Genomic DNA, 14,851 nt, shown 5'->3' on the forward strand with positions numbered 1-14,851 from the left:
TAACCAGGCCATTCATCAAATAGACGCACATCCTACCTGCTCTGAAGGTCGGCGGCAGCTCATCAACGCGCAATAGCCTCGCTTAACGGGGATTTTCAGCAAAAAAAATGGTGCCCCGAGGGACACCATTCTTTTCACACGGTCCGACCTGTTATTTACGCTTCATCGACAGGAAGAACTCGTCGTTGGTCTTGGTCTGCTTCAGCTTATCGATCAGGAACTCGATAGCAGCGACTTCGTCCATAGGGTGCAGCAGTTTGCGCAGAATCCACATCCGTTGCAGCTCGTCATCAGCGGTCAGCAACTCTTCGCGGCGGGTACCGGAACGGTTGATGTTGATCGCCGGGAACACACGCTTTTCAGCGATCTTGCGATCCAGAGGCAGTTCCATGTTGCCCGTGCCTTTGAATTCTTCGTAGATCACTTCATCCATCTTCGAGCCGGTTTCAACCAGCGCGGTGGCGATGATGGTCAGCGAGCCGCCTTCTTCGATGTTCCGTGCAGCACCGAAGAAACGTTTCGGTTTCTCCAGGGCGTGAGCATCGACACCACCGGTGAGCACTTTGCCGGAGCTTGGAATCACGGTGTTGTAGGCGCGAGCCAGACGGGTAATCGAGTCCAGCAGGATGACCACATCCTTTTTGTGCTCGACCAGACGCTTGGCCTTCTCGATCACCATTTCGGCGACCTGGACGTGCCGGGTTGGCGGCTCGTCGAATGTCGAGGCAACCACTTCGCCGCGCACGGTGCGCTGCATTTCGGTCACTTCTTCCGGACGCTCATCGATCAGCAGAACGATCAGATGCACTTCCGGGTTGTTACGTGTGATGTTCGCCGCGATGTTCTGCAGCATGATGGTCTTGCCCGCCTTTGGCGGCGCAACGATCAGACCACGCTGACCTTTACCGATCGGGGCGCAAAGATCGATCACCCGGCCAGTCAGGTCTTCAGTGGAACCGTTACCGATTTCCATCTTCATGCGAACAGTCGGGAACAACGGTGTCAGGTTTTCGAAAAGAATCTTGTTCTTCGCGTTTTCCGGACGGTCGTAGTTGATCGTGTCGACCTTGAGCAGCGCGAAATAACGCTCGCCCTCTTTAGGCGGACGGATCTTGCCGACAATGGTGTCGCCAGTGCGCAGGTTGAAACGGCGGATCTGGCTGGGCGAGACGTAGATATCGTCTGGGCCGGCGAGATAGGAAGCGTCTGCAGAGCGGAGAAATCCGAAGCCGTCCTGGAGAATCTCCAACACACCATCACCGGAAATTTCCTCGCCACTTTTGGCGTGCTTTTTCAGCAGGGAGAAAATCACATCCTGCTTGCGCGAACGGGCCATATTTTCTATGCCCATCTGTTCGGCCATTTCGAGCAGATCGGTAATCGGCTTTTGCTTGAGTTCAGTCAGGTTCATATAGGAATGACGTAATCATGTATGGGAGGGGAAATTAAGCTTTTGGCTTAATGAGGCCGCGCCGCAGAGAAAGCGACAGGATCGCGTACTAATTCGAAAGGAGAGCGTCGGCGACGGCTAGCAGGGGACAACGGAGAAACCATTGCGGGGCCGAATGTAACACCTGACTTTCAGGGCGTCTAGTCCCGCACAATGAAAAAGCCCCGCAATCTGCGGGGCTTTTGGTGTCTCAGATATTTGCGTCGAGAAACGCCATCAACTGCGACTTCGACAACGCGCCCACCTTGGTGGCCTCTACGTTGCCGTTCTTGAACAGCATCAATGTCGGGATACCGCGCACGCCATGCTTGGCTGGCGTTTCCTGATTTTCGTCGATGTTCAGCTTGGCGATGGTCAACTTACCCTTGTAAGTCTCGGCGATCTCATCCAAAACAGGGGCAATCATCTTGCAAGGGCCACACCACTCAGCCCAGTAATCAACAAGTACAGGACCGGCAGCCTGGAGGACATCGGCGTCAAAGCTGGCATCGCTGACGTGTTTGATAAGGTCGCTACTCATGGAAAGTCTCCGAGGTCGTAGGCTAAAAACGTCGCTCATCATAGCGGGACTGGCTGCGTTCAGGAAGTCAGGGTTGATTGAGTCTAGCTATGGCGGTGCATGAGACAGGTTATGGCGACGAGCATCTCACCTCAATCGGGCTTTGATCCCCTTTCCCATTTCTCCGCACACACCTGAGCGTGGGGCGCGAATTTATTCGCAAATGGGCTGACGCGGGTGGCTTGACGCGACGCTTCGCGTTGGCGCCAGAGGTGGATCGTGGCACGATGGCCGGGTTATCGACCGAGATCATTGATCATGCTGCAGTCACCACCCAAGAATCTTTCCTTGATAGCCGCCATCGACCTGGGCTCAAACAGCTTTCATATGGTCGTGGCCAAAGCCAATCTTGGCGAAATCCGGATACTAGAGCGGCTGGGCGAGAAGGTTCAGCTGGCGGCCGGGATCACTGAAGAGCGCCTGCTCACTGAAGAATCCATGCAGCGCGGGCTCGATTGCCTCAAGCGCTTTGCCCAACTGATCAACGGCATGGAGCCTGGCTCCGTGCGGATTGTGGGCACCAATGCCCTGCGTGAAGCACGCAACCGCATCGAGTTCATCCGTCGCGCCGAAGAGATCCTTGGCCATCCGGTGGAAGTGATCTCCGGCCGCGAAGAAGCCCGCCTGATTTACCTTGGCGTGTCCCATACGCTGGCCGATACGCCCGGCAAACGCCTGGTGGCCGACATTGGTGGCGGCAGTACCGAATTCATCATCGGCCAACGCTTCGAACCGCTGCTGCGCGAAAGCCTGCAGATGGGCTGCGTCAGCTACACCCAGCGCTATTTCCGCGACGGCAAGATCACCCCGGCCCGTTATGCCCAGGCCTACACGGCGGCGCGCCTGGAAATCATGAGCATCGAACACGCACTGCATCGCCTGAGCTGGGATGAAGCCATCGGTTCGTCCGGGACCATCCGCGCCATTGGCCTGGCACTCAAAGCCGGCGGACATGGCACGGGTGAAGTCAACGCCGAAGGGTTGTCCTGGCTCAAACGCAAGCTGTTCAAACTCGGTGACGTCGAGAAAATCGACTTTGAAGGCATCAAGCCTGACCGTCGGGCGATTTTCCCGGCAGGCCTGGCGATTCTCGAGGCGATTTTCGATGCGCTGGAACTCAGCCGCATGGATCACTGCGAAGGCGCGCTACGTGAAGGTGTTCTCTACGACCTGATGGGCCGTTACCATCACGAAGACGTCCGCGAACGCACCCTCAGCTCGCTGATGGAGCGTTACCACGTTGACCTTGAACAGGCTGCCCGTGTCGAACGCAAAGCCCTGCACGCCCTTGAGCAGGTCGCTGTGGCCTGGAACCTGGAGGGCGATCTGTACAGCGAGCTGTTGAGCTGGGCCGCCAAGGTGCATGAAGTGGGGCTGGACATCGCTCACTACCACTACCACAAGCACGGCGCGTACCTGATCGAACACTCGGACCTGGCCGGTTTCTCCCGCGAAGATCAGCTCATGCTGGCCCTGCTGGTGCGTGGCCACCGCCGCAATATTCCCAAGGACAAGTTCGCCGACTTCGGCGATGAAGGCATCAAGCTGATTCGCCTGTGCGTGCTGCTGCGCTTTGCGATCCTGTTCCATCACATTCGTGGCACCCAAGAGATGCCGCAAGTGACCTTGCACGCGAACGGCCAGAATCTGGACGCACTGTTTCCGGACCACTGGCTGGAAAACAACCAACTGACTCAGGCCGACTTCGCGCAGGAAGCGGAGTGGTTGGCCCGAGTCGGTATCGTCTTCAGCGTACGCTGAGGACCGGGTTGCTCAGGCGCTCAAGCAGAGTGGCCTGGGCGCTGCGCGGGTTCTGGTTGCCGGTTGGCGTGCTGCGGACGTAACGACCGTCCGAGTGCAGGATCCAGGCATGGGTGTTGTCGGTCAGGTAACTTTCCAGTTCCCTCTTGACCCGCAAGATCAACTTTTTACCTTCCACCGGGAAGCAGGTCTCGACCCGTTTGTCGAGGTTGCGCTCCATCCAGTCAGCGCTGGACAGGTACATCTGCTCTTCGCCGCCATTGAGGAAGTAGAAGACCCGCGTGTGCTCCAGGAAACGACCGATGATCGAGCGCACATAGATGTTGTGCGAAACGCCGGCAATTCCCGGACGCAGGCAGCACATGCCCCGCACCACCAAATCGATACGCACGCCAGACTGACTGGCCTTGTACAACGCGCGAATGATCTTCGGATCAGTCAGCGAGTTGAACTTGGCGATGATGTGCGCCGGCTTGCCATCGAGCGCGAACTGCGTCTCGCGGGCAATCATGTCGAGCATGCCTTTTTTCAGGGTGAACGGCGCATGCAGCAGCTTCTTCATGCGCAACGTTTTACCCATACCGATCAACTGACTGAACAACTTGCCGACGTCCTCGCACAAGGCGTCATCGGAGGTCAGCAGGCTATAGTCGGTATACAGGCGGGCATTGCCAGCGTGGTAGTTACCCGTCCCCAAGTGTGCGTAACGGACGATTTCACCGGCTTCACGGCGCAGGATCAGCATCATCTTGGCGTGGGTCTTGAAACCGACCACGCCGTAGATCACGACGGCACCGGCCGCTTGCAGACGGCTGGCCAGTTGCAGGTTGGACTCTTCATCGAAACGCGCACGCAATTCGATCACCGCAGTGACTTCTTTGCCGTTACGCGCCGCATCGACCAGCGCATCGACGATTTCAGAGTTCGCGCCGCTGCGGTACAGGGTCTGCCGGACTGCCAGCACATGCGGGTCTTTCGCGGCCTGACGCAGCAGGTCCACCACGGGGGTGAAGGACTCGAACGGGTGCAGCAGCAGAATGTCCTGCTTGCTGATCACGTTGAAAATGTTCTCGCTGTTCTGCAACAGCTTGGGGATCGCCGGGGTGAACGGCATGTACTGAAGCTCAGGGTGGCTGTCCAGACTGGTGATGCTGAACAGACGCGTGAGGTTGACCGGGCCGTTAACGCGATACAGCTCGGTGTCGCTCAGGTTGAACTGCTTGAGCAAGTAGTCGGACAGGTGTTTCGGGCACGTATCCGCGACTTCCAGGCGCACTGCATCGCCATAACGACGCGAGAACAGTTCGCCACGCAGGGCACGAGCCAAGTCTTCGACGTCCTCGGTATCGACCGCCAGGTCGGCGTTTCGGGTCAGGCGGAACTGGTAGCAGCCCTTGACCTTCATGCCCTGGAACAGGTCATCGGCGTGAGCGTGGATCATCGATGACAGGAATACATAATTGTCCCCTGCCCCGCCGATCTCTTCCGGAACCTTGATGACGCGCGGCAACAGACGCGGTGCCGGGATGATCGCCAGCCCGGAATCGCGACCGAAGGCATCAATGCCTTCCAGCTCGACGATAAAGTTCAGGCTCTTGTTCACCAGCAATGGAAACGGGTGCGTTGGGTCGAGCCCGATCGGGGTGATGATCGGCGCAATCTCGTCACGGAAATAGCGACGAACCCAAGCCTTGAGCTTCGCCGTCCAGTAACGACGACGAATGAAGCGAACCTGATGTTTTTCCAGCTCGGGCAACAGAATGTCGTTGAGGATCGCGTATTGGCGATCAACATGACCATGCACCAGCTCACTGATCCGTGCCAGCGCCTGATGCGGCTGCAAACCGTCTGCGCCCGCCTGTTCGCGAGCGAAGGTGATCTGTTTCTTCAGGCCGGCCACACGAATCTCGAAGAACTCATCGAGGTTACTGGAGAAGATCAGCAGAAACTTCAGCCGCTCCAGTAATGGATAAGACTCATCCAGCGCCTGTTCCAGCACCCGAATGTTGAACTGCAATTGCGACAGTTCGCGATGGATGTACAGGCTGCTGTCGTCCAGGTTAGGGACGACGATGGCCTGCGCCACCGGTACGGGTAGCACTTCAGGGACGGGCAGCACTTCGATGCTTGGCTCAACCACCGGCTGAGCCTCCTGGACGGCGATCTGAACAGCTGCTTCGGTGAGTCCTTCGGTATTCATGGGTGTTCCTGATAGGGACTATTGCCCTTTTAACAGTTGAGCAGCACGAACGGCGAAATAAGTAAGAATGCCGTCAGCACCTGCACGTTTAAAAGCGGTGAGGGATTCAAGAATCACAGCCTCACTCAGCCAACCATTCTGGATCGCGGCCATGTGCATCGCGTATTCACCGCTGACCTGATAGACGAAGGTCGGTACTTTGAATTCGTCTTTGACCCGGTAAAGGATGTCCAGGTACGGCATACCCGGCTTGACCATCACCATATCAGCCCCTTCAGACAAGTCGGCCGCTACTTCGTGCAGCGCCTCGTTGCTGTTGGCCGGGTCCATTTGATAGGACGCCTTGTTGGCTTTACCCAGGTTCAGCGCCGACCCTACCGCATCGCGGAACGGCCCGTAGTAGGCGCTGGCATATTTCGCCGAGTACGCCATGATCCGCACATTCACGTGATCGGCAAGCTCGAGGGCTTCGCGGATCGCCTGAATGCGACCGTCCATCATGTCAGAAGGCGCAACCACTTGCGCGCCGGCAGCCGCATGAGACAGCGCTTGCTTAACCAGCGCATCGACGGTGATGTCGTTCTGCACATAGCCCTCTTCGTCGAGGATGCCATCTTGACCGTGCGTGGTAAACGGATCGAGGGCAACGTCGGTGATCACACCCAACTCAGGGAAGCGAGCACGCAGCGCGCGAGTGGCTCGCTGAGCAATCCCCTCGGGGTTCCAGGCTTCAGCACCATCAAGGGATTTTTTCTCAGGCGCCGTCACCGGAAACAACGCCAACGCCGGAATGCCCAACGCCACCCACTGCTCCGCTTCCTGCAGCAACAAGTCGATGCTCAGACGCTCAACGCCCGGCATCGACGAAATCGTCTCACGACGGTTTTCACCATCGAGTACGAAAACCGGAAGGATCAGGTCGTCGACGGTCAGTACGTTTTCACGGACCAGGCGACGGGAGAAATCGTCACGACGATTGCGGCGCAAACGGGTAAGAGGAAACAAGCGGTTGGCGGGGGTAAAGCTCACGGCAAGACTCCATAGCCCGCGCAGGCGGGCAAGCGTGACAGTTATAAGCCACCATTATGACCAATGTATGACATCTATGCGTAACGTGCGACGGTAGGACGCAACCATTGTCTCTGTAGGAATTCTTCACGTCGAGACACATATCCACACTTTCCTGAATGTCTTCTAGGCGTTAGGCTGCGCGTTCATTTCGCCAGCATCCAGACAATGCTCCAACAATTTTTGCAGGACTTTGGCTACTTTGCCCTTTTCCTTGGAACCTTTTTTGAAGGTGAGACGATCCTTGTTCTCGCCGGCTTTCTTGCGTTCCGGGGTTACATGGATATCAACATGGTCGTGGTCGTGGCCTTCTTTGGAAGCTACGCCGGTGATCAGCTTTGGTATTTCCTGGGGCGTAAGCACGGCCGCAAGTTGCTGGCGCGCAAACCGCGCTGGCAGTTATTGGGTGACAAGGCCCTGGAGCAAATTCGCAAACACCCGGATATCTGGGTGCTGAGCTTTCGCTTCGTCTATGGGCTGCGTACCGTGATGCCGGTGGCGATTGGCCTGTCCGGCTATCCGCCTGGGCGCTACCTGCTGCTCAACGGCCTGGGTGCCGGTGTCTGGGCGGCGGCATTGGGTGCGGCCGCTTATCACTTCGGTGCGCTGCTCGAAGGCCTGCTGGGCAACGTCAAAAAGTATGAGCTTTGGGTGCTGGGCGCCCTGCTATTGCTTGGCGCCGTTCTGTGGCTACGCAGACGAATCAAAGCCGCACGCATTGCCAAAGAGCTGGAAATGGCGTCCATCAAGGTCGCCACCGTTGACGTCAAGAGTCAGCCAAACGATTGAAATGTTCGCGAGCGCAATACAGCCCCATTGCGCTCAGCAGCACGTAAGTCAGTAAGGTCACCCAGCCCAGCGGACTCACGACCCAAAGCCCCAGCGCCTGCGCAAGTCCCATTAACGGCAGGTTCAACACCAGACGGGCGCACTCCAGCCTGATCGCCCCAGGCCGGTTCTCCAGCGCCACGCCGAGCACAAACAAACCAACCGTGACCCAGACCCAGCCGAGCACCAGTGCCGGCGGGGCCAAGCTGTCGCCCATCCCCATCAGGTAGCTGCCCAGCGCGGCATGGATCGCGAACTGCACGGTGATGTAGACCTGCTGCGAACGGCTTAACGGCACCTCGAATTTACGAAACTGGCTCAGGTCTGTCTTACCCAGCGGGTACTTGGCCGCGACATCCGCCGGGCGCCAGCCGGTGCGCATGAACCAGATCCGCAGCGCATCCCACAGGCTCTCGGTACGCCGTGCGTCGGCGGCCAGCTGTGCGTAAAACTGCACGTTTGCCCATAGTGGATTCCAGCTCGCCAGTGGCGTGGTGACACCGAAAATCACCGGGACACTGTCCAGCTCTTCCTGGAAAGAACCAAACAATCTGTCCCAGACAATGAACACTCCGCCGTAGTTGCGATCCATGTAAACAGGGTTCTGCGCATGGTGAACACGATGATTGGACGGCGTCACGAACACCCACTCGAACCCGCCCAGCTTGGGAATGTGGCGGGTATGCACCCAGAATTGATACAGCAGATTGAGCGCCGCGACGCTGATGAACACCAGCAATGGCACGCCCAGCACTGCCAGCGGCAGGTAGAAAATCCAGCTGAGCAGAAAGCCGGTGCTGGTCTGGCGCAGGGCCGTGGAGAGGTTGTATTCCTCGCTCTGGTGATGGACCGAGTGCGCCGCCCACAACACGTTGCGCTCGTGCCCCATGCGGTGCAGCCAGTAGTAACAGAAGTCGTAGAGTACGAACGCAAACACCCACACCCATGGGCTGTCGGGCGAAAGCTGCAGCAGCGACAGATGCTCAAGGGCAAATGCGTAGGTCAGCAAGCCGACGCCCTTGGTCAGCAAGCCGCTGGTGGTCGACAGCACGCCGGTGCTCAGGCTGTTGATCGAATCGGACAAGCGATACGTATTAACCTTGCGCCAACGGTCAGCTAACAGTTCCACGGCAATCAGCACAAAGAAGAACGGCACGGCGTACAGAATCAAATTCATGGGTTGCCACTCAGGAGGCCTATTACCAAAGATTAGGCCCGGACTGGCCAAAACCCTATGGCAGCGAATGACAAATTAGTGGACATTTAACGACATTCTTGTCACCGCATTTAAAGAAACGGCCAGCGTGCGAATCAGCCGATTCAGCGCCATGAACAGGAGCAAAACGCGATGCAAAAGAGAGTGGCAGTGATTCTTTCCGGCTGCGGTGTCCAGGATGGAGCGGAGATCCATGAGAGCGTTCTTACCCTGCTGCGCCTGGACCAACGCGGCGTCGAGGTGCAATGCTTCGCTCCTGACATTGCGCAACACGATGTGATCAACCACCTGACCGGCGAAAAAATGCCCGAGTCGCGCAACGTCCTGGTCGAGTCCGCACGCATTGCCCGTGGCGCGATCAAGGATATTCGCGAGGCCAATGCAGAGGATTTTGATGCGCTGATCATGCCGGGTGGATTTGGCGTGGCAAAAAACCTGTCCAATTTCGCCTTCGAAGGCGTCCATTGCAGCCTGCAGCCTGAGCTTCTGACGCTGGCCGAAGCCTTTGCCGAATCAGGAAAACCCATAGGGTTGATCTGCATTTCCCCCGCGCTGGCAGCGAAAATCTATGGGCCGGGCGTCACCTGCACCATCGGCAACGACCCGGACACCGCCAAGGCCATCTGCAAAATGGGCGGCAACCACACAGAGTGCGCAGTCGACGAGATTGTCGAGGACACCGCACGCAAACTGGTCAGCACCCCAGCGTACATGACCGCCCAGTCGATCAGCGAAGCGGCGGCCGGGATCAACAAACTGGTGGATCGGGTGATTGAGTTGACGCAGGAAAACGAAGATTAACGGTGAAAACCGCCCAATCCTGACTTAAGGGTATTCCCGCACCAGCCGCGTCAGGATCCGATCAAGGGCATTGGCGAACGCCTGTTTTTCGCGTTCGCCATGGGGCGCTTGCCCGCCGCCCATCTGGCCCTGATCACGCAGGTCAGTGAACAGGTTTCGCACCGCCAGACGATCACCCATGTTTTGCGGGTCGAACTCGCGGCCCCGAGGGTCGAGTGCCGCGACGCCTTTTTTGATCAGCCGATCCGCCAACGGCACATCGCTGCAAATCACCAGTTCGCCCGGCACTGCATGCTCGACCAGGTAATCATCCGCAGCGTCTGGGCCGCTGGGCACCACGATCAATTTCACGCACGCATACGTCGGCTTGACCTGGCTTTGCCCTGCCACCAACAACACCTCGAAATGACGCTTCAAAGCGAACTTGATGACTTGGTCTTTAGCCGCCCGGGGGCAAGCATCGGCATCGATCCAGACGCGCATACAGTTTTCCTAGACCGCCGGAATGCGGCGTTTCTCAGCCAGACGGCTACGGCCATACAACACCGCAATCGCTAACAAGGCAACGGCCTGTGCAGACAGCGAATACGCGTCGGCATGAATGCCCAGCCAATCGAACTCGAAGAACGGCACCGGACGCGTGCCGAAGATGCCGGCTTCTTGCAACGCCTTGACGCCATGCCCGGCGAACACCACCGACAACCCGCACAGCAGTGCTGCGTTGATGCTGAAGAACAGCGCCAGTGGCAGCTTGGCCGAACCGCGCAAAATCACCCACGCCAGACCGATCAATAACACAAGCGCTGTCGCGCCACCGGCCAGCACGGCGTTATGACCCGCAGGACCGGCCTGCAGCCACAGGGTTTCGTAGAACAGGATGACCTCGAACAACTCGCGATAGACCGAGAAGAAGGCAAGGATTGCGAAGCCAAAGCGGCCACCACCGCCCACCAGGCTGCTCTTGATGTAATCCTGCCAGGCAGCGGCATGACGGCGGTCGTGCATCCACACCCCGAGCCACAGCACCATGACGCTGGCAAACAAGGCCGTGGCGCCTTCAAGTAATTCACGCTGAGCGCCGCTGACATCAATCACATACGCGGCCACCGCCCACGTCGCGAGACCGGCGAGCAGGGCCAGACCCCAACCAATGTTGACGCTACGTGCCGCCGACTCCTGGCCGGTGTTGCGCAGGAACGCCAGAATCGCCGCCAGCACCAGGATCGCTTCCAGGCCTTCGCGCAGCAGAATCAGCAGACCCGAGATATAGCTCAGCGACAGGCTCAAGCCATCGCTGCCGAGCAGATCCGCCGATTGTTTGAGCAGGGCTTTAGCCGCTTCCAGCTTCTGTGCTGCCTGCGCCACCGGCAGGCCATCCTGCAACGACTGACGGAAAGCCATCAGGGATTTTTCAGTGGCCTTGCGAACGTTGGGGTCGACGTTGTCCAGCGAGCTTTCAACCAGCTCAAACCCTTCCAGATAGGCCGCGACCGACAGGTCATACGCTTGCTCGTGATCGCCTGCACGGTACGCCGCCAGGCTCTTGTCCAACGTCATGCGGGTGTATTCGAGCAGTTGCCCGGGGCCACGTTGTGCTTGCGGCGGCTGTGCGCGCTGGGCACGGAAGGTCGCAGCGACCTCAACACCTTGAGCAGCACCCACCTCTGCCGGCGTTTGCCGGGCCAGATCGGCCAAATTGAATACCGTGCCTTTGGCCGTTGCGGGATCAGCCGTGAAACTGGCGATATAGGTGGCCACGTCCCAGCGCTGACGGTCGTCCAGTTGGTCGGCGAAAGCAGGCATGTCCGTGCCTTGAACACCCAGGCCCAGCGTGTTGTAAACGTCATACAGACTTAAGTGGTCGAGCCGGGCCTTGTTACGCAGATTGGCGGGCGGCGGCGTCAAACCAATCCCGGCCGGGCCATCACCCGCCCCGGCGTCACCATGGCACACCGAACAATGCTGGGCGTACAGCGGCGCACCACGGGCAGGATCGGGGGTGATTGCCGGGGCTTGGCTGACTTCATACGTCACCGCCAGCTTGGCCGCCAACAGTCGAGCCTGGCGCGCTACAGCGGCGCCCTCCTGATGCTGACTCACGGCCTCGCGCAGGCTGACCACGCCCTGCTCCAGCTCAGTGCGCTCGGCACGGGTAGGCAAGGTGACGATCAAACCCTGCAAGACGGTCAGAAATTCCAACTGCTCGCGGTATTCAGATTCATCGATGACCTTCCCATCAGCAACGGTAGCGGGATAGTCCGCACCGATGTAACCCAGCATGTGTAACGCCTGAGCGGCGCCATCAACAGGGTCAGCCAGCAACTCGAGACTGCACAGGGCAAACACGGGCAGCATCAGCCAAGCCCAAAAACGGGAGGGGAAAGACATCAAGGAATCCCAAATAAGAATGCGTTGTATTACATTGTATCAATATTTCTCGTTCTCATGCAGCTGCGTTTGGGATGGACGGTGTGACACCACGCCGCATAGCCTGCTGAGCACGTCGAAATGTTGCGCTAATCCTTGCGAACAATTGACGTGTAGTGGTCGGCCATAAAGTCCACGAAAGCGCGCACCTTGGGAGCAAGGTGCTTCGCGTGGGGGTAAAGCGCGTAGTAGTGAAGCGGCCCTAACGTGTACTGCGGCAGGATGCGCACAAGGTGCCCGCGGTCGATATCGCACTGGACAGTCGCCTGCGTAAACGCTGCGATACCCGCCCCCGCCAATGTCGCCGCATACAGAGCACTGACCGTATCGACCTTGAAGCTACCGGTTGGCATCACACGAACAGGGTCGCCACGCGCAGTGCCGAGCTGCCATGCTGAGGCAGCACCACCGTGGCCCGAGTAAGCCAATAGCCGATGCGCCTCAAGTACCTGCACCGTACGAGGCAAACCCCGCTCTCGTACATAGGCCGGTGATGCCACCAGCACCTGCTCCGAAACAGCCAATGTCCGGGCAACCATTGTCGTGTCGGCAAGCGGCCCGGTAATGCGCAGGGCCACATCGAAACGGTCCGCGACAAGGTCGACAAACTGGTCATCACAGGACAGATCAAGCTGAATATCAGGATAGCGATGCTGGAAACCCGGCAACCAACCGCCCAACTCCAATGTCCCGATGACCAACGGCACGCTGACCCGTAATACGCCCGCAGGCCGTTGATGCTCCCCTGCCATGGCCCGTGCCGCAGCGTCCACACGCTCCAGAATATCGACGCAGGACGCGAAGTATTGCTCGCCTGCACTGGTCAGGCTGAACCGCCGGGTGTTTCGATTGATGAGCTGAACACCCAATTCGACTTCCAACTGCTGCAACTGGCGCGAGACCGTCGAGTGCGTGGTGTCCAGGCGCTCAGCCGCGGCCGAAAAGCCCCTGGCTTCGACGATGCAACGAAAAGCACGCATGGCAAGCAGTTGGTTCATGGAGTGAGCCACTCAAAGGTGCCGCTCAAAGACCGGCAATGGACATCAATGCAGCGGCAAATTGATGATTTGCGCAGTGGTCAACACATCACCGAAGGTGTCTTCGATCTCGGCAAGCGCGGCGCGATGCAACGCATCGGCACTGACAGAGTCACCATTGGCACGCGTGATGGTGCGCGTGGCCGAGGCATCGGATGCTACCACGACCCCATAACCCAGCGGCACCGCGTCCCGCGCAGCGCCCGCCACACAGGCATGCGTCATAAGGCCTGAGATGATCACGGTCTTGATACCGGCCTTTTTCAACTGGCTGTCCAGATCAGTACTGGCAAATACGCTGACCGTGCTTTTTTGCACCTGTTTGTCCTGAGCGCGCGGTTTCATGAGCGGGTGGAACTCGACACCCTCGCTCCCTAGCGCAAAGACTGCGGAGTCCTTCGGTGCAACGTGCTGGACATGGATCACCGGCAGGCTGGCCTTATCGGCGAATTGAATCAGGCGCCGGGTATTTTCCAATGCGTGCATACCGTCGGGTATGGGCATTTTCCCGGTGAAGTACTCGTTCTGGAAATCGATAACGACCAACGCCGTCGTGCGCGGATCAAGACGGTCGATCGGCGTCGCACCTGACAGTGCACGAATAGTTGGCTGTGCGTTCACGACTGGGGTCGCAGCGACGCTCCACTGTGCAGCCGACAAACTGAAGGTCGCCAAAAGCGTCTTTAGTAGCGAAGGAAAGAAACGGGAGGTTTGAACACGGTTCAGAGAGAGGCTCGACATATGGATTCCTGGGTCAGAGTGATTTCATTCCGCCCAGTCTATGAGCCCACCGACACCCCAACCACGCACCTATCAAGACATGTCCTGTGCAAAAACTGCACAAGACATGCTAAAGGGAATCAAGCCGTACCGCGATGGATCGTGGCCAGAAATGCCGCCGCGCCGACGAACAATCCGGCAAAGGTCCGGTTCATCCGACGCTGCTGCTTCGGCGTGCGCAGCAGGCGCAGCACGCGCGAAGCCAGCCCGGTATAACCGGCCATCACCGTCAGATCGACCGCGACCATGGTGGCGCAGATGATCAGGTATTGGACGAGCAGCGGCTGATGCGGGTCGATGAATTGCGGGAGGATCGCCAGCATGAACACCAGCGCCTTGGGGTTGCTGATATTCACCAGAAAGCCACGCATGACCAGGCTCAAGGGCCGGCCAATCGGGCGTACGGCAGCGTCATCGGCCATGTCGCTGGGCAGCGCGCGCCATTGTTTGATGGCCAGATAGACCAGATAGAGCACGCCAAACCATTTGATCAGGCTGAAGGCCAGCGCGGACGTCGCAAGGACTGCACCCACGCCCGCCGCAACAATCGCAATCTGCAACACCAGCGCCAATTGCAGGCCCAGAACGTTCCAGTAACCGCGCCAGAAACCGTATTGCAACCCGCACGACATGGACGCGATAGCGCCAGCCCCTGGAGACAGGCTGATAACCCAGCAGGCGGCAAAAAATGCCAGCCACGTTTCAAGCAACATCACACACCTCA

At 58.5% G+C, this 14,851-nt stretch carries 13 protein-coding genes; 3 read left to right on the forward strand and 10 right to left on the reverse strand.

All coding sequences use genetic code 11. The features are described from left to right. Positions 1–151: 151 nt before the first annotated feature. On the reverse strand, positions 152–1,411 hold the full coding sequence (gene rho / locus K0F75_RS16335; RefSeq protein WP_219062987.1) for a transcription termination factor Rho: 1,260 nt from the start codon (positions 1,409–1,411) through the stop codon (positions 152–154). A gap of 229 nt (positions 1,412–1,640) precedes the next feature. After that, positions 1,641–1,970, reverse strand: a complete 330-nt coding sequence (gene trxA / locus K0F75_RS16340; protein ID WP_219062988.1) for a thioredoxin TrxA — start codon at positions 1,968–1,970, stop codon at positions 1,641–1,643. Positions 1,971–2,267: 297 nt separating this feature from the next. On the opposite strand from trxA, the gene ppx reads away from it, so the two are divergent. Then, positions 2,268–3,770: an exopolyphosphatase gene (gene ppx, locus K0F75_RS16345; RefSeq protein WP_219062989.1), complete on the forward strand. Its 1,503-nt coding sequence runs from the start codon at positions 2,268–2,270 to the stop codon at positions 3,768–3,770. On the opposite strand, the gene ppk1 is transcribed toward ppx, so the two are convergent. Continuing rightward, positions 3,757–5,970, reverse strand: coding sequence for a polyphosphate kinase 1 (gene ppk1, locus K0F75_RS16350; protein ID WP_219062990.1), 2,214 nt, complete (start codon positions 5,968–5,970; stop codon positions 3,757–3,759). The two genes, ppx and ppk1, sit on opposite strands and share 14 nt — an antisense overlap. Before the next feature lie 18 nt (positions 5,971–5,988). Beyond that, positions 5,989–6,999 carry a porphobilinogen synthase gene (gene hemB / locus K0F75_RS16355; protein ID WP_219062991.1) on the reverse strand — a complete coding sequence of 337 codons (1,011 nt, stop codon included), beginning with the start codon at positions 6,997–6,999 and terminating at the stop codon, positions 5,989–5,991. Between the two features lie 207 nt (positions 7,000–7,206). Here hemB and K0F75_RS16360 point away from each other — a divergent pair, with 207 nt between their 5' ends. After that, on the forward strand, positions 7,207–7,827 hold the full coding sequence (locus tag K0F75_RS16360; RefSeq protein ID WP_219062992.1) for a DedA family protein: 621 nt from the start codon (positions 7,207–7,209) through the stop codon (positions 7,825–7,827). Here the strand turns inward: K0F75_RS16360 and K0F75_RS16365 are convergent. Continuing rightward, a complete protein-coding gene (locus K0F75_RS16365) occupies positions 7,805–9,043 on the reverse strand; it encodes a sterol desaturase family protein (protein WP_219062993.1) in 1,239 nt (412 codons plus the stop codon). The genes K0F75_RS16360 and K0F75_RS16365 overlap by 23 nt on opposite strands. A gap of 171 nt (positions 9,044–9,214) precedes the next feature. On the opposite strand from K0F75_RS16365, the gene elbB reads away from it, so the two are divergent. Next, on the forward strand, positions 9,215–9,883 hold the full coding sequence (elbB, locus tag K0F75_RS16370) for an isoprenoid biosynthesis glyoxalase ElbB (protein WP_219062994.1): 669 nt from the start codon (positions 9,215–9,217) through the stop codon (positions 9,881–9,883). 24 nt (positions 9,884–9,907) lie between these two features. Here elbB and K0F75_RS16375 read toward each other — a convergent pair whose 3' ends face one another. The 5 genes from K0F75_RS16375 to K0F75_RS16395 all read right to left on the reverse strand — a co-directional run bounded on the left by K0F75_RS16375 (position 9,908) and on the right by K0F75_RS16395 (position 14,840). Continuing rightward, positions 9,908–10,366, reverse strand: a complete 459-nt coding sequence (locus K0F75_RS16375; RefSeq protein WP_219062995.1) for a YaiI/YqxD family protein — start codon at positions 10,364–10,366, stop codon at positions 9,908–9,910. 9 nt (positions 10,367–10,375) lie between these two features. Beyond that, positions 10,376–12,271, reverse strand: coding sequence for a cytochrome c/FTR1 family iron permease (locus K0F75_RS16380; protein WP_219062996.1), 1,896 nt, complete (start codon positions 12,269–12,271; stop codon positions 10,376–10,378). 128 nt (positions 12,272–12,399) lie between these two features. Continuing rightward, complete coding sequence (locus K0F75_RS16385) at positions 12,400–13,308, reverse strand: LysR family transcriptional regulator (RefSeq protein ID WP_219062997.1); 909 nt, start codon at positions 13,306–13,308, stop codon at positions 12,400–12,402. A 45-nt stretch (positions 13,309–13,353) separates the two neighbouring features. Then, positions 13,354–14,088: a cysteine hydrolase family protein gene (locus K0F75_RS16390; protein WP_219062998.1), complete on the reverse strand. Its 735-nt coding sequence runs from the start codon at positions 14,086–14,088 to the stop codon at positions 13,354–13,356. Positions 14,089–14,207: 119 nt separating this feature from the next. Further along, entirely contained in the window at positions 14,208–14,840 is a 633-nt protein-coding gene (locus K0F75_RS16395; RefSeq protein WP_219062999.1) for a LysE family transporter, read from the reverse strand. Between the last annotated feature and the right edge of the window lie 11 nt (positions 14,841–14,851).

The organism is Pseudomonas sp. UMAB-08, from assembly GCF_900095225.1.
In the GTDB taxonomy this organism is placed as follows: Bacteria; Pseudomonadota; Gammaproteobacteria; order Pseudomonadales; family Pseudomonadaceae; genus Aquipseudomonas.